Below are 20892 nucleotides of genomic sequence, written 5' to 3' on the forward strand. Positions count from 1 at the left end.
TGGAACCCGGCGCCCACCCGACGCGACAGCCGGGCCCTCCGCGTGCACTGGCACAGAAAAAGCCGCACCCCACAGACGCAGAGTCCCCGTCAGTAAACCGACGAGGACTCATGAACGATCGAGGCTACGCCTTGCCGACGGCTTTGAACCGGAAGCCGAAGAGCCCTCCGTCGTCGTGGTCAGTAAGGCGGGGGCTGCGGATGTAGGGCTTCGGATCGAATCCGCGTTGGGCAGCTACGCCAAGGGTGTCCGTGTTGATGGTGACGATGTACTGCATGCGCTCCTCTTCGGTCACTTCGACAGCGAGGGCCAACGCATTGGCGATCTGGCGCTCGTCGACACCGTCGTAGAGGTGGCTGTCATGAATGAGGAAGTCGGGACCGCGGCCGTGGCGGTGAGCAAGGACTGCCAGCGTCAGGTCAAAGCAGAAGATGACCATGTTGTTGATGCCCCGGCTGTCATCGCTGTCGATGCGAGGGGTGATGCTCAGGCTGCTGCGGCCCGCTTCGATCGCGAGGTAGGCCTCGCGGCCCTCTCCGTACAGGCGCTGCGCGTACTGGGAGAAGAGCAGGATGGCTTCGTTCGTTTGCCGCCGACGTTCTTGGAGGTCGGTGTCCACGGCCTGTTGGAGCTCCACGCTCTTGGCAGTGATCTGCCGGGCACTCGCCTCAAGCGTCTGCGCTGCCTCGAAGCGATGCCGGAGTGCACCAAGCGCGGCCTCTTCACGACCGAGTGCGGTCTGCAGAGCTGTGAGAGCCTCCAGGGCGCCTCCGTCGGCCAGGTCCCGCAGCAGACGTGCCTGGTCCTCTCCCAAGCGGGCGCGTTCCGCGCGCCTCGCGCTCAGCCGTTCGGTGAGTTCATTGATCTCCTCTTCGAGGAACCGGCGCCGGTTGCGGACGATCGAGTGGTGGAAGGTCTTCACGTCCTCGAATCGGCGCCGGACCTGGTCGTTGAGGATGACTCCAAGCTCGCGATACGCGGGTTCGAGGTAGGACACTTCGACGTCCGCGGTCTCAGTGACCGCGGCCTGGAGCTCCTCGAGGTTGTGCTGGTCGATCACATCTTCCTGGGCGAGCTGCTTGATTCGCCTGCTGACCTGGTCCGCATGGTCCTTGAGCCGCTCGTACTCGGGGACAACCTGGAACGTGGCAACCTGCCCACGCAGCCGCTCCACCTGAGCTTCCGCCAACGTGATCTGCCCCCGGAGATCGGCGGTGGAGCCGACGATGCGACCCCAGACGGGGTCGTTGACCGCCTTCTGTAGCTGGGTACGCGTTGCCTTGCGGGCAGCGAGTTCGCGATATCCGTCGATCAACTGCCAGTCCAGGCCCAGAAGGTAGGCAAGGTTGGAAGATGCCTCCGCAGCGGACTGCTGGGAGAAGGTCCTGGTGGGCTCATTGAAGGCGTGAGATGAGGCGCGGCGCACCAGGTAAGAGAGCAGGGTGCGGCCGCTCACGCCTGGGTGGTCTCCGCGAAGTCCAAACAGATCCCGTTCGATCGCCCGGGTCCACTGTTCCACCGACAGCTCGACGCCGCCGGTGCCGTTGCCGTTGAAGAGGGCATCGGCTGATACGCCAAACACGTCATGGCTCAGGGACACGACCTTGGCTCGACTGCCACTCCTGCGGGCCTCCAGGAGCTGAGCCAGCCCCGGCCAGTCCATGTCGAGGCCGAAGGTGGTTCCTCGCAGGGCTTTGTTCATTGCCAATGACTTGGCGGTGGCTCGGGAGCCAAGGAGGAAGTGAACGAGTTCAATCACGCTTGATTTGCCGGCGCTGTTACGGCTGTCGGTGTCGGCCGATGACGCGGTCGTGTCGGCGACCAGCAAGTTCAATCCCGCGGTGAACGTCACGGTCTTGAAGCGGGCGTCGTCAGCGCTCAAGCGGCGCAGCATCCGTGCTCCTAGCAACGAGGACGTCCTGGACCAGCTCTACAGCACCCATGGTGTAGAGCACATCCAAGGCCAGGACGAACCAGCCGAACGATACCGGCGAGGTGTGACTATGGCCCGCCCTCCAACTCTTCAGCCGTGACCACGCCTGACTGACCGTGCGCGGTTCGTCCAACTGAATGAGGATCTGGGCCCCTACGGCCAGCAGGCACCGGTCAGGGGCGAGGCCCTTCGTCGGAGTGATCACGCCGACAGCCCGATGTCGGGACGCCAGCCGGCGGGTGGAGCCTCGAAGATGTCGCAACGATCGAAGAAGTGAGCCAGCACGACCAGAGCCGCACGCAAGACCTTTGGCCGCGGCTGGGCGTTGCCCAGGACGTACATCTTGAGCTGCCAGAGCACATCCTCAGGCTCACTCCAGTCCCGGCGCACCTGCTGGTAGTACAGGCGGAAGCCCTCCGCCACTTCGTCATGCTCCAACTCACTCATCGTTCCGGCGTAGAAGGCATCGACGAGGTGACTCTGGCGCTTTCCGCGTCGGAGGTCCTCCCGGTCGGCTCCTTCGATCCGGTTGAAGTCCAGTTTTTCGAGGGGGACGTCAGGCAGAGGCATGAGAGGGTCGGACTCCGTACGCAACTCCTGTAGCTGCTTCAGGAGCGGCTCGAGATCCTCCATTCCGATGCCGAATGTCATTTCCTTGATCGGTATCTCGCAGCGCAGCACGTCCTCGGCAGCCAGCTGGTCAAGCTGCATACACTCCTGCCACAAGCGCCGAGCACCCATCTGCTGGAAGCCCACCGCCGGTGTGCTGGATTCCGCAGTGGCGAGCAGGGACGCCACTTCTGGGTGCACGCCGCGCCTGTCGTTATGGACGAAGACGAAGGTATCGAACTGTCCGGCCCGCTTGGCGATTGCGCCCGCCAAGTCCTTGTTGAACTTTTTGCGGATCTCGTAGGGGTTCACCGTCTGGGGGGCGTAGCAGGCATACAGCTTGCGAGAGTGCAGAGTGAGGCCGTCCGCCGACATGTCCCCGAGGCTGCCGGCGGTTCGTACGTCGAGGAAGTCGGGATACCGCGAGCACATCAAGCGGTGGAAGAAGTCCTCGAACTCGTTCTCGTACAGTTCCGCCATCAGACCGAGGAACTTGACGTGTGCGTAGGCACGTTGCTCGTACTGCATACACCCCCCAAGCGTGCAGATCCCAAGCGTAGCCTCGCATGATCACCCTAGGTACCCCTGCGACCTCAGTGAGTCAATCGCCATGCAGGCTGCTGTCCTCTCCGTCCGGTCCCATTCGCTTTAAGAACCACCAACAGAATGAATCCGTCTCCCACTTGGCGTGCGACAGGGCGGGCTCTGAGGATGAGCAGGTCATTACCCTGCACGGGTGCTTTCATACGATGAGTTGACCCAGCCGGAACGTGAACTGTGGGACGCCTTCCCCGAGGGGCGTCTTGTGGATCTGCGTACGGGCGTGTCGGAGGCGGACGGACCCGCCGCGGGTGCCCAGTGGGGCTCCGAACGCTCTGTTCGCGCAGTTGTCGTGGCGGCGCTGCTGCTCGGCGCGAATGCCGAGCGGTCCGGCGTCGTCGCCGCCTTGCGGCTCGCCGGTGCGCGGATCACCGGCCGCCTCGACCTGTCCGGAGCGGAGATCTGTCACACGTTCTGGTTCGAGGACTGCTGGCTGGAGGAGGCGGTGAGCCTGTACGGGGCCGCGACCCGGACGATCGGGATCGCGAACAGCTGGGTTCCTGGGATCGACGCCGGGCTTGCCCGGATCGACGGCGCCCTCGACCTGAGGCGGTCGACCCTTGCAGGCGGCTCTCTCACACTCATCAACGCCCGGGTGGCCGGGGAGTTGATCCTGACCGACGCCAGGATCTCGGGCCCCGGAGAGTGGGCGGTGCTCGCGGGCGGACTCGTCATGGAAGGCGGCGTCTTCGGCAAGCGACTCACCACGCAGGGCGGGCTGCGGCTGCCTGGCGCACACCTGCCCAAGGGCCTGTTCCTGCAGGGCGCCCGGCTGGAGAACGCGGACGGTGTCGCACTCGCCGCAGGCCATGTGGCCGCCTCGACCGTGGACTGCTCCCAGGGATTCACCGCGCAGGGGACCGTGCGGCTGCGAAGTGCTCGCATAGAGGACCTGCTGACCTTCGAGGGAGCACATCTGAATGGCGACGGCACCGCCCTGGTGTGCATAGCGATGCACGTGGGGGACTTCGACTTCAGGGCCGCCACACCGCCCTCGGGTACGGTGGACCTCCGCTCCGCGCATGCCACTTGGTGCCAGGACAGCGAGCGGGCCTGGCCGGAGGAAGTACTGCTGGAAGGGTTCACGTACGGCTCCATCCGTTTCGGGGAGACAGCGTCCACGGAAGGCGGGGCGGCAGGGGAGGACGGAACGCCTGTGGGAGACACGATGCCCGCGGGGGACGAGGTCGCCAGTCGCCTGGCATGGATCCGCCGGAATCCCGGCTACGCCCCGCAGCCGTACGAGCAACTGGCAGGCTGGTACCGGCAGATCGGCCACGACGGCGACGCGCGCCGGGTGCTCCTTGCGAAGCAGCGCCACCGCCGCAGCACGCTGCATCCTGCGGGACGCATATGGGGTCATCTACTGGACGCCACCGTTGGTTACGGCTACCGACCGTGGTTGGCTGGCGTGTGGCTCATCGCGCTGGCCCTGCTCGGCACGCTGGTATTCGGGGCCCACTCTCCTACCCCGGTGAAGCCCGGAGAAGGCGCCCCGTTCCAGTCCTTCGTCTACACCCTCGACCTGCTAATTCCCATCGGTGGCCTTGGTCAGCGCACCGCCTGGTACTGGACGGACAGCGGCCCCCAGTGGCTGGCCTACGTGCTGATCGCCGCAGGCTGGGTACTCACCACAGCAGTCGTCGCGGGGGTGACCCGAACCCTGAACAGAAACTAGCGGGCGGACGGCGGAACCCGCCCAGTCCAGGAACACGATGATCAACGATCTGGTTGTTCCACTCGGAACCAAGTTGATCAACGTCTGTGGGGGCGCGGAATTGGCACGGCCGAAGCCTTGGGAGGTCAGCGACGAACTGTGGACGGTGGTCAAGCCGCTGCTGCCGAAGGTCGAACGCCGCTTCCGCTATCCCGGTCGCAAGCGGCGCGACGATCGTTTAGTCCTGCAGGGGATCATCTTCGTGCTGCAGACTGGCATCGCGTGGGAACACCTGCCGCAAGAGCTGGGCTTCGGCTCGGGGGATGACCTGCTGGCGTCGCTTGGTCGAGTGGCAGGAAGCCGGTGTCTGGCAGCGGCTGCATGAAACTCTGCTCGCGAGTCTTCGGGCAGCAGACGCACTCGACTTCTCTCACGCAGCAGTGGACTCTTCCCACATCAGAGCCCTCAAAGGAGGCGGGAAGACGGGACGGAGCCCTGTGGATCGAGGCAGGACAGGCAGCAAGCACCATGTGATCACGGACGGCACCGGGATCCCGCTCGCCTTCACCCTGACCGGCGGCAACCGTAACGACGTTACCCAGCTGATCCCACTGCTGCAGGCCGTCCCGCCGGTGCGCGGTAAGCGCGGCAGGCCCCGGCGGCGCCCGGGTGTGGTCCTAGCAGACCGAGGCTACGACCACGACAAGTACCGTCGGCTGGTGCGCGACCTCGGCATCCGCCCAGTGATCGCTCACCGGAACACCCAGCACGGCTCGGGACTGGGTACCAAGCGGTGGGTGGTAGAGCGCGTCTTCGCGCTGCTGCACCACTTTCGCCGTCTACGGATCCGCTGGGAGATCCGCGACGACATCCATGAGGCCCTGCTCAGCCTCGGATGCGTCTTGATCTGCTGGAGGAGGCTCGTGTCATTGCGTTAGGAGTTCTAAGACCACCGCATTCCGAGCGCTGACAGTTCCTCTGCGCGATCGGGTGCCAGCTTCGCGGCCTTCACCCGCTGCTGGCTGATCCACGCGCCGAGCCGGATGGCCTGCTCGCCGACCTGCTCGGTGTGGCTGCGCGGCACTTCGAGGTGCCGCTCCCGCTCGCGGTACTGCCGGGCGGCGGCCAGGTTCTGGGCCCACATCTCGGCGCGGGTGCGCTTGGCCGGTGCCGCGGTGATGCCGAGCACGCTGGTGAGCATCCACTGCTGGGTCGTGGTGAGTATGGCGAAGCCAGCGCGCTGGGCGGCGGCCCACTTACCCAGGTCTTCGCCGTCCGCGACGGCCAGGCCTGCCTTGTCCGGCAGCACGTTGCCGGCCCTGATGTGGTTCCAGGCGAGGCGGAAGAGGCGCTGCCAGTCGATGCCCCAGTTCGGACACCAGCCGGGGTCGATCTCCTCCAGCGCCTGCCGGCGCTCGTCCGACAGAGGCGCTGCGCCGCCAGCCGGTTCGGGCAGGCCCGCGGCCCGGCACCGCTCGAGCTCGGCGGCCCGGCGGGCTGCCGCCCGCTGGTTCTTTCAGCCAGCGGCCCACCGGGTATTCGCCATGAGCGGCGTCTACCGGTGCAGCGAGGCCGACTTCGTGCTCGGCGGCCCAGGAGGCGGCCGCGGCTAGGCCCTCTTCGAAGCCGGCGTCGAAGGACGACCACACCATCCCCAGCTTCTCCAGCTGCGCGGTGCGCTCGGCGTCGAGCCGGCCGGCGTTGTAGTGCCGGCGGCAGTCGGTGACCCACACGCCGAGCGGGAACTCGGCCGGGGACCAGTCGGCGGGGGTGCGGTAGCCGTAGGGCACGCGCAGGTCCTGGTGCTCTGTGGCGTAGCGCTGGGCGGCCTGGATGCCGCGTCGCCAGTGCACCCGCTCCGGGTTGAGCACGCGCAGCTCGATGAACGCGGCCAGCTGACGCGCGTCGCGCGGCGCGGAGAACCGCAGCAGGTCCTTGGCGGATCGGCTGACGGCCGGTGTCTCGTCGCCGTCGGCGCCCTGGTCCAGGTCCTCGTCGAAGTCGGCGGTCTCGTCGCGGGGCTCGGGAACGCGGGTGCGGGAGTTACCCGGGTCGGTGAGCTTCTCGATGCGAGCATCGTGTGCACGCAGCGCGGCGAGCAGCTTGGCCAGGCCGTTGTACGCGGGGGAGGTGAGCATGGCGTCCGGCTTCTCGCCGGGGGCGAGGAATGCCGGCACCACGAGGGTGGCGATCTTCCCTTCGCTGGGGTGCATGCGCAGCGCGCGGCCGACGGCCTGGACCAGATCCGGCATCGAGCCGCGGACGTCCGCGAAGACCACGGCGTCGCATGCGCGGGTGTCGACGCCCTCTCCGAGAACCTTCACGCTGGAGATCAGCTGCAGCCTGATCTCGGTGCTGTCGTCGGTCGTATCGGCGGCGAACTGTCCGAGTACGCCCCGCCGGTGGGCGGGCTTGTGCTCGCCGTGCAGCCACTCCGCCCACACCTCGCTCTCGGCCGGGTACAGGTCGGGGGCCTCGGCGTGCAGTTCGCCGGCCTTGCCGGGCAGTCCCAGTGCGAAGGCCTCGGCCTCGGCGACCCGCTGGTGGAAGGAGAGCAAGCGGCGCAGGTCCTCCTTCGCCGTCACCTTCAGCGTCGCGGCCTGCAGCGCGCCCAGCCGCTTGCCGCGCACCTCTTCGCTGCCGTCGCCGGCGGTGCGCAGTGCCGAATTCAGTGCCGGATCCTGTACGTCGACGACCAGCACCTGGTACGGGGCAACGATGCCCCGCTCGATCGCCTCTTCCAGCGAGAGGTGAAAGGCGACTCTGCCAAAGACGCCTTCGGGGTCGTCCAGCATCGAAGCGACCAGCTCGCCGGGGTCGCGGCGGCCGTCGGCCTCTCCGGCCTGCCACACGCGTGGTGTGGCGGTCATGTAGAGGCGCCGTTCGGCGGGGATGCGGGTGTTGTCGTGAACGACGGCCCAGGGCTTCCCGATCCGGCCGGAAACCCGGTGCGCCTCGTCCACGATGATCAGGTTCCAGAGCGGCAGGCCCGCTGTGTGGGCCTTCTCCAGGAATCCCAGGCCGAGGGAGGCGTAGGTCGCGAACACCGTAGTGCGGCCCGGCCCGCTGGTGAGCTTGGCCAGCTCGTCGGCGTCGGTGGTGTTGGGGAATCCGACCTCCTCTGACTTGAGGGAGGAGACGCCGAAGAACGGCCCGGGCCGGCCGCCCTCGCGCCAGGCTCGGGCGGTCTGCTCCAGGAGGTCGAGCGAGGGGACCAGAACCAGGACGCGGTCGGCGGTGAGCTCTTCGGCGGTGTGCACTGCCACCAGCGTCTTGCCGCTGCCGGTGGCCATGATGACCTGGGTACGCAGGCCTGCCGACGGCAGCGGTGTGCCCGCCGGCAGCTCGAGCTCGCGCACCGTGGCGATGACCGCCTCGGCCTGGTGCTCCCGCAAGGGCTTCAGCATCTTGTGTCTCTCGCTCTCTGCGTGGGATGAGGCTTCCAGGTAGGGGCTGCCGCCGTCCAGCGCACCCCAAGGCTTCGCGTACAGCGGGGCGGGGAGCGGCGGCCGGATCAGCGGTGGTCGCCGACCACCGTGCGGATGTCGGTGAATCCCTCGTCGGCGAGCAGTGGCGCGGCGGCCAGGGTCTGCTCGTACTGCCGGCGCAGGACGGGGGAGGGCACGCGCCGGTTGGCCGGCCGTCGGCTGTTGCGGGCCTCGCACATCTCCAGGCCGGTGAGGAAGACGACGGCCGCGACGGGTCGGCCGTGCTGCCGGGCGTGGTCGACCAGGCCGCGGCGGACGCGGGCTTCGACGTTGGTGGAGTCGACGACTGTGGTGAGGCCACGCGTCAGGCGCGCGGGGATCAGCAGGTCCTGCAGGGCGACCGCTTCCCGGGTCGCGGACTGATCGCCGGCGTCCCCGGAGACTCGCTCGCGCAGCTCGTCCAGGCAGACCACCCAGCTGCTCGGGAACATCGCGGCGAACCGAGACTTCCCCGATCCGCCCGGGCCCACTGGGACCACGAGAGTGCCGGGGGTGAACAGGGCTACCGCCTGGCGCTGTTCGTGCTCAGCTGCGTCCTTCAGGGAGGCGTCCTGGTCGCCGTAGCCGGCCATGCGGACTGGACAGCCCTGCGCCGAGCAGCTCCATCCGAATGTCTCGCGCCGGGGGTTGGTGATGGTCGCGGGCGCCAGGGTCCGGTGCTGGTAGGTGATGTGCACGGTCGGGGCGGTGCCGGTCATCGAGGCCTCCGGGGGCGAGCGAGGGGGCGGGCGGTTTTTACCGCGTAAAAGAGCGGCAGGGGGGCGATCTACTGCGAGGCGGCCCAGGCCGCGTACTCCTGGCGGACGTAGCCACGGGGGAAGGCAGCCCACTGGGCGTCATCGGGGGCGACCGGCCCGGTCGTGGTGCCGTGCTCGGTGTCGTAGCCGATGAGTTTCTGGATCGGCCGCAGGGCTCCGGTCTGCGCCTTCCCGTCGTCGGGGTGGGCGTTCAGGGTCTGTCGGTCGCCGAGCGCGGCGTACCGCAGCAGCCACTCGCGCTGGGGAATCGAGCGCCGCAGCCGCATCAGCTCGTCTGCTTCCAGGTTCAGCGGCGGCGCCGTGGCGTAGGCGACTTCGGGGGAGGGCGGCGAGGCGGGGGTGGTCATGACGGCGGTTGCTCCTGTCGGTTGGTATGTGGCGGGCGGACGTTGTGACCGCCCGCCCGAGGGGTGCCGCGTCAGTTCTGCTGGGTGTCGGCCCGGGCGGCGGCGATGTCCTGGAGGCTGGCACCCAGGTTCAGCGCCCGCTGCACAGCGTTCTGCATGGTGTGCAGGTCGACGATGCTCCTGGTCTGCTGGAGCGTGTCTGCCGCTGCGGCGGCCTGGGCGATGGCGTCCTGCCTGCTCATGTCTGCCTCTCCGTACTTGACCGGGGCTGGGCGGCCACGGCGGTCGCCCACCTAGGAGTGGCGATCAGTTTCCGGGCCCGGCGACGACCCAGCACTTGGTGGCGACGCCGACGAAGTCGATCTGGCGGTCGTCGGCCGTGTAGCCGTAGCGGCAGCTCGCGCGCATCTCCAGCCGGACGACCTCGATGGGCTCGCCGGTCGGCGTCCGCCGGTCCCGGGCCAGCCAGATGAGGTCGTCGGACTGCTCGACGTACACCTGGAAGGGAGTGGTGACGCCCTTGAGCGTCTGCCACTTGGGCTCGGCGGCGGTCTGCTCGGCCTCCGTGGCCGGCTCAGCCGGTGCGTCGTACAGGGTGCCGATCGCGTCGGCGGCTTCGGCCAGGGTGCCGAAGAAGCCGACGACGCCGTTGCGGGTACCGGCCTTCGGCGACCAGGCGGCGAATCGGCCGCGGGTGGGGATGGCGCCCTGTTCGTCGAAGACGACGCCGAGGACGTCGGTACCGCCGACGGCGGGGAGGACGACGTGCTTGTTGGGGTCCAGGTCGTCGACTTCGGTCCGGGTGCTGATGGCCACGATCCCTCCTTCACTGCACGCGGAACCGTTCCGCATACGTCCATTATGCATAGTTCGATTATGCATAGCAATGGAATGCATACTTGGGGGTTCCGGAGAATCAACGATGCGCGCCTGGATGTCCAGGGAGGACTGAGCGCCTGGAGCAGCCCTGACAGGCAGTTAGTCACCGTGGCACGCTGCAGGACCACGATCGGATTCGCTCAGCCTGTCGGTCCGGCGCGGGTTGTGTGGCCGGAGAGCGGCAAGCAGCTGGGCAGGCCCCCAGGGGTGCGCACCCAGGAATCGGTCATGCCGTCGGTCACCGCATCGGTCACGGCAGCGACGCCATCGGCCAGGTGATCGGTCATCAGCCAGTCGGTCACCGCGGCCTGGACAGCCGCGTTGGCGCAGAACACTGACCACTCCGTATCCAGGTGGTGACGTTCCCGCCGGTGATGGGAACGGGATGCTGCACGTCTGGCACGGGACGTCTCACCTCGGAACTCGTGCCATGAACTCTCCTCAGGCGGGCTTACCCGAAGGCTTGCCCAGCTGCCCAAAAGGGCGGGTGAGAGGCCTGCTCAATTGCAGGGCAAGCCCCAAGTGTCGATCGGGGCAAGCCCACCGAGGCCCTGGGCAAGCCCCTCGTGACCGGTCGATGCAATCTCGGGCAAGCCTGCTTCCGGGCGGTGCTTGATGCGCGGCCGGAGGGGGTGGAGGAGTGACCGATGGGCAGGGCAGATCGGCCATGGCCGATGGCCGATGACCGACTACGGTCGCACCGGCCATCGGCCACGGCTCTTTGAATCGGTCACCGTGGCCGTCGGTCACCGGTCACGCGGATCGGCCATGCCGCCGGTAGCCGGGGAATCGGTCACGTCTCCCCGGGACGCGGACAGGGCGGTGGCCGAAGATCAGGCTCGGGCCCTCGGCGGCCGATGCCCTGTGTCGCTCACTTCCGCACGGATGGGAGGCGAGCACGGGCGCCCCTGCTGCGGCGATGCACGACAAGCCAGCGGACGGCTGGTGTGCCTGGGACGGTTGCGGATTCGACGACGATGGGCGGCATGAGCGAAATCGTCTTTCGAGTACCGGCAGGCCCGCATCGAGCAGGGCGCGAACTGCGTGAATCCCCGCGAACACTGGTCGCGGTCCCAGCCGTTGCGAATGCCCTCCGGCTCTCCATGCGCCTACTGGAGGACGCGGCCGATGCCGCCCACGTAGTTGGCGCACTGCTCGAACGGCCCGACGGCCGGGCCGTGATGGACCGCATGTCCTCCGAGTCCGGGTGAGGCCCGGAGCGGTGCCTCCGGGCCTTGGGTGCTCGACCGGTCACCTGGTTTCGCTCCAGGCGCGGATCTCCAGGCCGACGATCTCCGTGCCCGGTTCGATGCGGCCGGTGTCAACCAGCCACTTCTGCACGGCTGCCGCGACGTTACCTCCTGCTGCGTCGACCATGGCCTTGAACTCGCGCCCGTCGAAGCCCTTTTCGCCGGATCCGGGGCCGCCGCGGTTGTCGGCGTAGGCCCGCTCCTCCGTAATGAACGCTCCCTTGCGGGCCCGCACTTCCCGCCGAACTGGGCCGCGTCCTCCACGACTGGGCCGCAGCCTGCTCGCACCGGAAGCGATGTGCTGGCGGCCGGCCTTGGCCAGCGATGACCAGGTCTTAACGGGCTTGCCGTCCGGGCCGATCACCGGCTTGCCCTTGCGGTCGTGACGTCTTCTCGGCCCGGATGCGGTTCTTGCCCCGCACCCGGCCCTTGTATCCGGCCTTGTTCAGCCGCGGCTGGACGTGGCCGGCGGCAGGGCCTTGAGGCTGGCGATGTCGCGGGGCCCGCCAGCCTTTGACCTCCTGGACCACGGCCCGCAGCGCCTCCACCATCCCAAACGCATCGACAAGCGAGCTCGATAGTGGCGAGGGCTGGCTGGATGGGACGCGCGGCTGAGATCACCGGTCAGGGGAAGTCGGATTCTCCGGCAGCGGGGGCGAGAAGACCACCTTGCCGCCTTTCCAGCGCGCCCGGTACTCGCGCTCGCCACCGGAGTGGCAGCACTGCGGATCGGTCGGCAAGTACACGGGATAGGAGAGGGTGACCCTTTCCCCGTCCTGACTCTTGATCGTCGATGCGTGGTACGGGCGCGCGTCGTAGCCCGCGTACTCGTTGCCGTGGAAAAAGAACACGGACACGCAGCGGCCATCGACGCTCCCGGTGCAGTGAGCGTGGATCGCGCGAAGGGGTCCGCGGAGGTTCTTCAGGGTGCCGGGCTCGGTGTCGGCCGTGAACCCCAGGCGCTTGATGCGGAGCACCGCCCGGTCCACGTCGAAGGGCTCCATCACGTCTCCGGAGGACTTCACTGCAGAGGGGCCCGGTGTGCTCCATAAGGAGATGGACGGGCTCGTGGCCGGCCGGGCCTTGTCCGACGACCCGCACGCCGTCACCAGCAGCAGACAGAGCACTGCCGCGACGGCCGGGGCCCCTACCGGTCGCCGCATGCCCTCACCCCCAGCAGGACCCGCTCCAGCATTCCGTACTGCACAGTCATCAGATCCTCCTGTGAAATGTTGCGTGTGACGTGTGAGCACAGCTCGGCGGCCCAGTCACTGGCGGATGCCTGTCTGAGCTGGAAGACCGCCTCCGTGCTCTGGACGAGGCTCTCCTGCCTCTCCTGGGCGGTGCTCAGCGGCACGCTGAGCAGCAGGTGCTCGCCGTCGGGTGACGGCACGATGGCCCGTACGTGAGCGGCTGCCGGCATGCGGGTTTGGGCTGAGAGCCCGCCGGGGCCCCACCGCTCGACCATTCCCCGCCGTACGCTGACGGTCTCGTTTGAACCGGCGAGAAAGGCCGTGGTGCGGGCGGCGTCGGCGGGGACGGCGGTCTCACGGCGTTCGCCCCCGGCATCCCACACCTCCGCGCTCCCGTCCTTGCCGACCAGTAGCAGACGCCGGCCGTCCCTGCTGAAGCGAACGGCGTCCCGATCGGCGAGCGGTGCGCGGAAGCCGGGCACGAGCACGGTGACCCGCCGTCGGTCGCGCAGATCCCAGACTTCCACTCCGCGCAGATCCGGGGTCGTCACGGCGATCCGCTCGGACCCCGGGTCGGCTGCCAGAGTGGTCGCGTACCGGCGCCGGTCGACCGCCGAGTCCTCCCGGAACAGCAGCGCCTCACCCACCTCGCGGCCGGTCCTGACGTCCCACTGCGAGACGGCTCCTCCCACCAGGGCGACCAGGTGGCCCTGCCGAGTAAATCCCAGGCCAGACACCCCCTCATGTGGCGCCGACCCGAGGGGCGCATCCGGGTGTATCCGCCGCTGCACTTGGAGCGAGGGCAGGCTGTAGAGCGTCACTGACTGTCCAGCATCATGGACGGCCAGGGTCTTCTCTTCGGCGTCGAAGGCCAGCCACGCGCGCGACTGGACCCCACTTGCACCGGTGGCGGCGATCCGCCGCCCGCTCGCCGGGTCCCATACCGCGACCGCACCGCCGACACCCATCGTGATCAGATAGCGGCCGGAGGGGGAGAACTGCGCGGCTTCCTCGTCGTGCTGGCCGGTGTCCGCCCCGCCCGTGACGAACATCTCGGCGGTCGCGAGCGAGCCGGGCGCTGGGGCGGTGGTGACCAGTACCTCCGTTCCGCGGGCGAATGCGATGCGGCGGCTCGCGCCGGCCAGGGCGTAGCCGGTGTAGCGGCCCGCGGCGCCGTCCTCGGCCAGTACGGAGAGCCGCTGTCCGGTGGCGGCGTCGTGCACGGTCACCTCTTCGTCCTCGCGTGTCAGCACGACATGGTCGGAGATGCCGACCAACTCGCCGACCAAGTCGCTTTTCGAGCTGCACGGGAGGCTCTGGAAGAGGTGGGGGTCGGGTCTGTCGGCGGAGACGTCGGACAGCCGCCACTTGTCGTTGGCGCATGTCGCGGTCACGGGGCGGGGGCCGGGGACGAACTCGGGCCCTTCGAAGCCGGGGGCAGCCGTCAGGCGGCCGGTGCGCGTGTCCCAGGCCCGCTGGCTCCCCGGGTCGGAGGCCACGACGTGCGTGCCGTCCGCGTCGAAGGCGAAGCCATCGGCCGTGCGCTCGCCAAGCGGTTCCAGGGCCACGGGCCGGGCGGTGGGCCGGTCGAGGTTCCATACCTGGGCCGTGTCGTCGTTCGGAGGGTGCGCCAACAGACGGCGTCCCCTGCGGTCGAAGCGCAGTTCGTCCACCGCCTGATCGGTGCTGGCGGTGCTCGTCGCGGTTTGCAGGGTCAGCAGGGTCCTGCCCGCTCGCAGGTCCCAGATCCTGACGCGGTTGCCGTCGCCGCCCAGGGCCAGCCGGGTGCCGTCGGGACTGACCGCGACGGCCGAGACGCCGTCCATGCGGACGATCAGCGAGGGTCCGCCGGCCGCTCCGACACGCCACACCGACAGCCGGCCAGCACCGGTCCGTACCGCAGCGACCCGACCTAAGTCGTCCAGCGCCGTCTCCGCGACCTCCCCGCCGGCGGGCAGGACGGCGTCGTACGGGGCGTCGGCCAGATAGCGGGCGAACAGGTTGTCGCGTGCTTGCTGGGTGGGCGCGGTGCGCCAGGCAGCGATGGACAGCAGCGCGGCCTTCTCCCGATGGGAGTCCGCCTGACGCTGCGCCTGCTGCACGAGGCCGGCCGAGAACTCGGCGGCCTTGCTGCCGCGTACCGAGTACAAACCAACCCCGGTCAAGGTGCCCATCGCGACCGCCACCGCCGTCGCCACGACGGCCTTGCGGGACCGCTGGCGCCGCCGCCAGTCCAGGCTCGCCCGCAGGTAGGCGCGTTCGCACTCGGGGATGTCGTCCGGCCGCTCGCGCAGCCACTGCTGTGCCTTCCTCAGTTCGGAGCCGCGCATCAGCAGGGCGCGGTCGCGGCCGCTCTGCTCCCAGCGTGCGATCCGCTCGCGCAGATGCTCCTGCCACCTCCGGAAGTCCCGGTCGGCGTCGACCCAGGAACGCAGTGCGGGCCAGTGCTCCAACAGCGCCTCGTGGGCGAGCGAGACCGTCTCCACGCCGTCGGATGCGCGATCGAGGTGCACCAGACGCTGGACGGCCAGTAGTTGGGCGGCCTTCCAGCAAGCGGGGTGCAGTTCCGGGCGACGCGCGGTGCGCCCGGTGTCGACCGGGTTGTCGGCGCCTCCATCGCCAGGGCGGACGAGCTGGACGAACAGCCGCCGCACCTCCTCCCGCACGTCGCCCAGCCGCTCCTTGACGATCCGCTCCGCGTGCGACGCGAGGGCGCCCGCGACGCGGCCGAGCTCCTCGTAGGCGGCGTGACCGAGGACGCCTTGGTGCTGTCGCTCCCACAGCAGGGTGAGGGTGAACTCGAGCAGGGGCAGCGCGCCGGGGCTCCGGCCCGCGTCCGACAGCAGCCGCTCGGCGAGCCGCTCCTCGAACCGTACGGCTCCGTGGAACGAGGCGACCGGGGACAGCACGACGTCACGGAGCTGGTCCTCGGCCAGCCGGTCGACGAGCACCGGCGACGCCTCGCACACGCGCTGCAGAACCGGGAAGCGCCGCATGGCCTTCAGGAAGTCCAGCCGCAGAGCGAAGACCAGCCGCACCAGCGGCCCGCCGTCCGCGGTGCGCCACCCGGTCATGCCCACCAGTTGCTCGACCAAGGCGTCGGCGGCGTCCGGCGAACAGCGGAACAGCACTTCGAACTGATCCACGATCAGGAGGAGCTGGGTCGCTCCGGAGCGGGTGAGCAGCTCCCTGACGACCGGCGCGGCTCCTCCCTCCCGCAGCCGTCCGGCGAGCCGTTCGAGCCGTTCGAGCTGTTCGAGTGGCTCGGTGACGTCGCCCGGCGCGTTGAGCAACGACAGCAGGGCGGAAGCGAGCATGAACTCCGCCCCCAGGGCGGGCTCCGGGACCAGCGAGGCGATGCTGTAGTCCCCGCGCCTGCGCAGCTCGGGGACCAGACCGGCGTGGACGAGCGACGATTTGCCGACCCCGGACACCCCGATGACCGGGACGACCGACGACCTGGTGACCGCCTCGGTCAGCGACTTGATCTGCTCGGACCGCCCGAAGTAGTGGACAGCGTCCTGCTCCCGGAACGACTCCAGCCCACGGAACGGCGACGGCAGCGCGGCATAGCGACGCAGTTCAGGGTGAACCTCGAACAGCACGCCGGCGGTGATGGCGTAAGCCGCCCGCTGGAGGAACCGCCCGTCGGTGGCGACGACCATGCCAACCACGCCCTTGAACCGCTCGTCCCACAGCGGCGTGCCACTGAAGCCCTGCCGGATCTCGCAGGCGCCAGTGCTCTCGAACTGCACCCAGCCCCGGCCGCGGTCGTCCACGATCGTGCCGAGCGACCAGACGCCCTCGTCGTCGCCGTCCGGGAAGCCGAAGGCCCGGAACGGGTGGCCACGCACCGTCTCCACATCCAGCAGCCGCACAGGCTCGGCCCCAGGCGGCGGGTCCTCGTCGAGCGCGAGGACGGCGATGTCGCCCGAGCCGTCCTCCGCGACAGGTACGTGCGTGACGAGCCGAGCGGTCTGCAGGCGGGCCCCCCGCCCGGCAAGCGGAAAGTCCAGATCGACGGTGAGCCCCGCCGCGAGCGGGCTCCGCTCCCGCTCCCCGGCGACGGCCGCCACGACATGCGCGCAGGTAAGCACGGTCCTCGGGCCAGCCAGAAAGCCCGCGCCCTGCGGTGAGGCCCACGCGCCGCGCGACCACAGGCGCGCGATCCCGGGGTTGGGCACAGGTCCGGGCACCGCTACGCCCCCGCGCCCTTAGCCCGTCACGGCGCCGTTGCGCGCGGCAACGACCTGGGTCACCGGCACGGCATCCGGCCGCTGCTTGTCCCACTCCATGGTGAGGGTGAGCGACCCCTCACCAGCGGTCTTGGCGAGAAAGACGCCCGCCTCCGCCGACAGCTTCAGCCCGAGCTCCAGAGTGATCTTGTCCGGCTGCCGCGGCATGTCCGCCACCTTGCCGAGCACCGAGTGCGCGGCCTCCCGCACACTCTCCAGACCCCGCTCCAGCGTCTCCGACGCCTCAGCCACCATCCCACCGGGCCTGGCCACCCTGACCACCGCCTGCGGGCCGCCGTCGACTTCGACCAGCACAGAACCGCCGCTCTCCAGTGGCACCCTAAGTAATTCGGGCATCGAGTCCCCCTCCGCCACATACCGCATGCAATGCGCGAACCCTAGCGCTGGCGAGAGGCGCTCGTGACGCGATCGGCCATTCAGCTCGATAACGTTCCCGGTGAGGCAGCCGTGCGCCGCCTCCTTGTATTTGCCCTTCACTTGCTCCATAGGTAATCACAGCCTTGAGCTGCGGTTATGTTGCCCAGTCCCCGATGCATGGCGCGAGAGTTACTCTCGTGGACCCCTCCGGCGGTCCGCTCAGTACTCGCGGGGCTTCCAGGCGCGGATCTCCAGGCCCACGATGACTGCGTCAGGGTCGAGGCGTCCGGTGGCGGTGAGCCATGTGTGTACAGCGGCGGCGACGTCTCCGCCGGCGGCGTCGACCATGGCTTTGAACTGGCACCGTCGGAGCCCTCTTCGCCTAAGCCGGGACCGCCGACGTTGTGGCCGTAGGAGCGTTCCTCGGTGCTGTCGGGCCGCTTGACGACGTTGCGACGCACACCCGGTGAGTCAGCCATACGGCCGGCGTCGTGCTTGAACGCCTTCTTCTTGGCGCGAACCGTGAAGGCAATCCGGCCGCCGTACCTGGCCGCATCCTCCACTACTGGGTACAGCCGGGATGCTCCCGACGCGATGTGCTGCCTCCCGGCACGCGCCAGCGACGAGGTCCACTCCTTCTCGTCAGCGTTCCCGCCCGCCTGCGGCTCGGCCACGTCAGCGGCCGGCTTGGGCTGGCCGGACGGGCGAAGGTCGGGTGCCAGGCCACCAGCCGGTTCCTTGATCGCCTGTGCGGGCGGCTGTGCCTCTGTGCGATCTTCGGGGCGGCGAGATGGGGTCGGCGGCGGCTCCACGGGCGCGCTGGCGGGCGCCTGGGGGCCCAGAGAGGGCACCAGGGTGACGACGTCGATCACGGAAACGCCGGCGGATGTCGCGAGGCGGTCGGCCTTCGCCTTCTCGTAGGTGCCCAGGATTCGGACCTGCTCGTCACGCGTGTCGCCGGCGCGCAGCGTGCTGCCGGCTTCCTTGGCTTCTGCGCCGGGAGCGCTCGTCGGCCAGACTCCATGGGCCCGGCCGACGATGCCCCCGGAGCGGGCCCCATGACGCCCGGGTCACGCCTGAACCTTGTCCCGGCTCGGACTGCACTGGCTGCACAGCTCTCCCTCGGCGGGAACCGGACGGCCACACAAGCCCTCCAGTCCCTGGCACTCGTGATGGACGCGGCGAGTGGCAGCCTCGTGAATCGAGCGATCCGCCGCCGCGGTCGTGGACCGCTCCGACTCGCCCCAGCCGAAGGCGCCTTCACCGGCAGGATTCTGAGCCGGAATCGCAAGCACAGCCCCAGGGGGACCGCCAGCCTCCAGATCCCGCAGCCGCTTCGCGACGATCGCACCCACCGTGTGAGTCAGCGGAACCGGCAACGGCCTCGAGACGATCACCTGGCGCACCTGTTGCGGGGTGAATCCATGCTCCAGCATGCGACTGACAACAGCACCCTGGTCTCGGAGCACATCCCCAGTCAGCAGCCACTCGGGCATCTCGCTGCCAATCGCCAGCAGCACCTCCACACCCGGGGTCAGCTCGACGGCTTGCCCAACCCCAGGACCGCCGCCGCCCATCCCTCCTTCCCTACCTCCATCCGGTCCCGAATCCCGCGACGCTCCGCCGGCGGAAACGCCCGCCGCGGAAGGACGGAGGGATGGCTGAGGGTTCTCTGAGGGATCAATGAGGGTTAGTGGCTCAAGATGAGCCGGGGGCGGGCTCATCTTGAGCCGGGGGCGGGCCCAAGATGAGCCCGGGGTGGGCTCATCTTGAGCCATCAGCAGGTCAGGGCTGGGCTCATCTTGAGCCAACAGCAGGTCAGAGTCCTGTCGAGGCTTCGCCTTCCGCTGCTTCCTCGGAACCGGCAGATCCTCAGCGAAAGTGATCTGCTCGACGACGTTGTCGTCGTAGACCGTCCTCGGCCGGGCCATCTCGCTCAGCAGCTTGAGATTCACCCGAGTGAGATTGGTGATCGGGTCGCCGGTCACCGGATTGACGCGGCGCACCGAACTGATGAGCCCCTTGTCGACCAGAGACTTCTTGACGCGCTTGACCGTGGCCGCAGACGTCCCGCAGTCGTCGACAAGCCGCTTCTGTCCTGGCCAGCAGTAACCGTGGTCATCGGTCCGATTGCAGTACGCCAGAAGCAACAACTTCTCCGGACCGTCCAGTCCCTGAGCCTCAAAGACCAGACCCATGTGCGCGGCCGTCACTGGGTCGCCTCCATCGAGCCGGACCCGCCGACGGACACTGCGGGCGGCAAACTGTGGACTGCTGTCGCCCACTCGATCCCGGGCTTCCTCGCCACCGAGCATGGCGACGCAGGCGCCCGTCCGTTGTCGTGCACGACACACCTCCTCGTGGATGTTGTGCCATGAACACTTCTCACCGGGGCTTGCCCAACGGCTTGCCCAGGACACGGAAAGAGCAGGTGGGAGGCTTGCCCATTTCGCTGAGGGGTGGGCAAGCCTCGGGCGGGCAGGCCGGAGCTGCCGCATCGGCGAGGGTGCGAAGCGCGTGAGCGCGCGCCCGCGAGGGCGGAAAGGATGTGCAGGTTTGACACTTACGGTCCCTTGATGAGGGAGCCGTGGATCAGCCGATCAAGGTGACGCGGAGCACCACAGTGGACCCGTACTGGGCTTCATCCGGTGACGCCGTCTATTCTGATGGGTAGGTGACCACACGGGCCTCGTGTCCGAGGCACCCGGCGCGGTCACCGCGCTGACCACGACTCCGGTTGCTGCCAGGCTGGGGAGTCGCTTGATGGCCGTTCCTGTGACAGCAGGGCGGCCATTGGTCATTCATGGGGGATGCTTTGTGATCACGGTGAACAGTTTCCTCCTCGGAAGTTTCGGGCGGCTGGGGGACTCACCTAGGTGAGGTAGTCATTCGCGCCAGAATCGCCAGCTCTGCCCGGGTAGGTCATATCCCTCGAGCGGGGAAGGCAGATGGCCCTCGTAACCCGTGCACAGGCACCAGTCGTCGTAGGGGAACGACTGCTCGCACATGTGAGGTCGCACGGGCGAGTGGCACCCGAGGGGACACATGCAGTTACTGCAGTGGAACGGCTCCGACTTGCTGTCCAGCCACTCCTGCACGACCCGCTCCTGTGCGTCGCGCGGCACAGCCCATTCCGTCAGTGGCTGCGGCGCGACACGTGGGACGAGGAAGTGCTCAGATGGCTCTCGCTCTGCCCGTGGCCGTGGGGGCTTCACCCTCCGTGGCGTGGGAACGACGTCTAAGTCGATGACCGCGGAGCGAACTGCGTCACTCGAATCATGGCCGAGCTCGAACCACTCTCCATGACGGCGCTGTGGTGCGAACCGTCTGTGAAGTGCCGCCTCGAGTGCCGCGCCGCCAGGGATAGTGCACAAGACGTCCAGGGGCACGGGCGACATCCGCTGAAGTTCTGCTAGTCGCTGGGTGATCTTGCCAGTACGGCCGATCTTCACCAGCGGTGAGTCGGGGCTACCGATCACGTAGACCACGTCTGCCTGTCCGGTGAGAGGCTCGTTAGCTGACTGGTTGGCCTGAGTACTCATCGCGCTCCCATCCGTCGGCCAAG

At 68.6% G+C, this 20892-nt stretch carries 19 protein-coding genes; 2 read left to right on the forward strand and 17 right to left on the reverse strand.

Going from position 1 to position 20892, the window contains the following annotated elements; genetic code table 11:
• Positions 1-124: 124 nt before the first annotated feature.
• The 3 genes from ACTWQE_RS16230 to ACTWQE_RS16240 are packed head-to-tail and all read right to left on the reverse strand — an operon-like array spanning position 125 to position 3070.
• A complete protein-coding gene (locus tag ACTWQE_RS16230; RefSeq protein WP_443329644.1) occupies positions 125-1894 on the reverse strand; it encodes an ABC-three component system protein in 1770 nt (589 codons plus the stop codon).
• Entirely contained in the window at positions 1872-2138 is a 267-nt protein-coding gene (locus tag ACTWQE_RS16235) for an ABC-three component system middle component 6 (protein ID WP_443329645.1), read from the reverse strand. Before ACTWQE_RS16235 ends, ACTWQE_RS16230 begins: the two co-directional genes overlap by 23 nt.
• Complete coding sequence (locus ACTWQE_RS16240; protein ID WP_443329646.1) at positions 2135-3070, reverse strand: ABC-three component system protein; 936 nt, start codon at positions 3068-3070, stop codon at positions 2135-2137. Before ACTWQE_RS16240 ends, ACTWQE_RS16235 begins: the two co-directional genes overlap by 4 nt.
• Positions 3071-3278: 208 nt before the next feature.
• Here ACTWQE_RS16240 and ACTWQE_RS16245 point away from each other — a divergent pair, with 208 nt between their 5' ends.
• Both ACTWQE_RS16245 and ACTWQE_RS16250 read left to right on the forward strand, forming a co-directional pair.
• Positions 3279-4820 (forward strand): oxidoreductase, encoded by a 1542-nt coding sequence (locus ACTWQE_RS16245; protein WP_443329647.1) that lies wholly within the window; start codon positions 3279-3281, stop codon positions 4818-4820.
• A gap of 100 nt (positions 4821-4920) precedes the next feature.
• A protein-coding gene (locus ACTWQE_RS16250; RefSeq protein WP_443329714.1) for an IS5 family transposase occupies positions 4921-5737 on the forward strand; the annotation gives its coding sequence in 2 pieces (ribosomal slippage) (positions 4921-5118 and positions 5120-5737; 816 coding nt in all).
• A 5-nt stretch (positions 5738-5742) separates the two neighbouring features.
• Here ACTWQE_RS16250 and ACTWQE_RS16255 read toward each other — a convergent pair.
• The 14 genes from ACTWQE_RS16255 to ACTWQE_RS16320 form a co-directional block, all read right to left on the reverse strand.
• Positions 5743-6108 carry a helicase associated domain-containing protein gene (locus tag ACTWQE_RS16255; RefSeq protein WP_443329648.1) on the reverse strand — a complete coding sequence of 122 codons (366 nt, stop codon included), beginning with the start codon at positions 6106-6108 and terminating at the stop codon, positions 5743-5745.
• A complete protein-coding gene (locus ACTWQE_RS16260; protein WP_443329649.1) occupies positions 6056-8206 on the reverse strand; it encodes a DEAD/DEAH box helicase family protein in 2151 nt (716 codons plus the stop codon). The genes ACTWQE_RS16255 and ACTWQE_RS16260 overlap by 53 nt, the downstream gene beginning before the upstream one ends.
• Before the next feature lie 107 nt (positions 8207-8313).
• Positions 8314-8985: an AAA family ATPase gene (locus ACTWQE_RS16265; RefSeq protein WP_443329650.1), complete on the reverse strand. Its 672-nt coding sequence runs from the start codon at positions 8983-8985 to the stop codon at positions 8314-8316.
• A 68-nt stretch (positions 8986-9053) separates the two neighbouring features.
• On the reverse strand, positions 9054-9392 hold the full coding sequence (locus ACTWQE_RS16270; RefSeq protein WP_443329651.1) for a hypothetical protein: 339 nt from the start codon (positions 9390-9392) through the stop codon (positions 9054-9056).
• A 71-nt stretch (positions 9393-9463) separates the two neighbouring features.
• The gene (locus ACTWQE_RS16275; protein ID WP_443329652.1) at positions 9464-9634 is read right to left on the reverse strand and encodes a hypothetical protein; all 171 of its coding nucleotides are present in this window, start codon (positions 9632-9634) and stop codon (positions 9464-9466) included.
• Positions 9635-9698: 64 nt separating this feature from the next.
• Positions 9699-10208: a hypothetical protein gene (locus ACTWQE_RS16280; protein ID WP_443329653.1), complete on the reverse strand. Its 510-nt coding sequence runs from the start codon at positions 10206-10208 to the stop codon at positions 9699-9701.
• Between the two features lie 203 nt (positions 10209-10411).
• On the reverse strand, positions 10412-10606 hold the full coding sequence (locus tag ACTWQE_RS16285; RefSeq protein ID WP_443329654.1) for a hypothetical protein: 195 nt from the start codon (positions 10604-10606) through the stop codon (positions 10412-10414).
• Between the two features lie 916 nt (positions 10607-11522).
• The gene (locus tag ACTWQE_RS16290; protein ID WP_443329655.1) at positions 11523-11885 is read right to left on the reverse strand and encodes a hypothetical protein; all 363 of its coding nucleotides are present in this window, start codon (positions 11883-11885) and stop codon (positions 11523-11525) included.
• Positions 11886-12138: 253 nt separating this feature from the next.
• Positions 12139-12684 carry an LppP/LprE family lipoprotein gene (locus tag ACTWQE_RS16295; RefSeq protein WP_443329656.1) on the reverse strand — a complete coding sequence of 182 codons (546 nt, stop codon included), beginning with the start codon at positions 12682-12684 and terminating at the stop codon, positions 12139-12141.
• Positions 12669-16910, reverse strand: a complete 4242-nt coding sequence (locus tag ACTWQE_RS16300) for an nSTAND1 domain-containing NTPase (RefSeq protein ID WP_443329657.1) — start codon at positions 16908-16910, stop codon at positions 12669-12671. The genes ACTWQE_RS16295 and ACTWQE_RS16300 overlap by 16 nt, the downstream gene beginning before the upstream one ends.
• An 18-nt stretch (positions 16911-16928) precedes the next feature.
• On the reverse strand, positions 16929-17306 hold the full coding sequence (locus tag ACTWQE_RS16305; RefSeq protein ID WP_443329658.1) for a CU044_2847 family protein: 378 nt from the start codon (positions 17304-17306) through the stop codon (positions 16929-16931).
• 240 nt (positions 17307-17546) lie between these two features.
• Positions 17547-17675 (reverse strand): hypothetical protein, encoded by a 129-nt coding sequence (locus ACTWQE_RS16310; RefSeq protein WP_443329659.1) that lies wholly within the window; start codon positions 17673-17675, stop codon positions 17547-17549.
• A gap of 722 nt (positions 17676-18397) precedes the next feature.
• Positions 18398-19540, reverse strand: a complete 1143-nt coding sequence (locus ACTWQE_RS16315; protein WP_443329660.1) for a helix-turn-helix domain-containing protein — start codon at positions 19538-19540, stop codon at positions 18398-18400.
• 672 nt (positions 19541-20212) lie between these two features.
• On the reverse strand, positions 20213-20869 hold the full coding sequence (locus tag ACTWQE_RS16320) for a GIY-YIG nuclease family protein (RefSeq protein ID WP_443329661.1): 657 nt from the start codon (positions 20867-20869) through the stop codon (positions 20213-20215).
• Positions 20870-20892 lie beyond the last annotated feature (23 nt).

The organism is Streptomyces sp. 8N706, assembly GCF_052245415.1.
GTDB lineage: Bacteria > Actinomycetota > Actinomycetes > Streptomycetales > Streptomycetaceae > Streptomyces.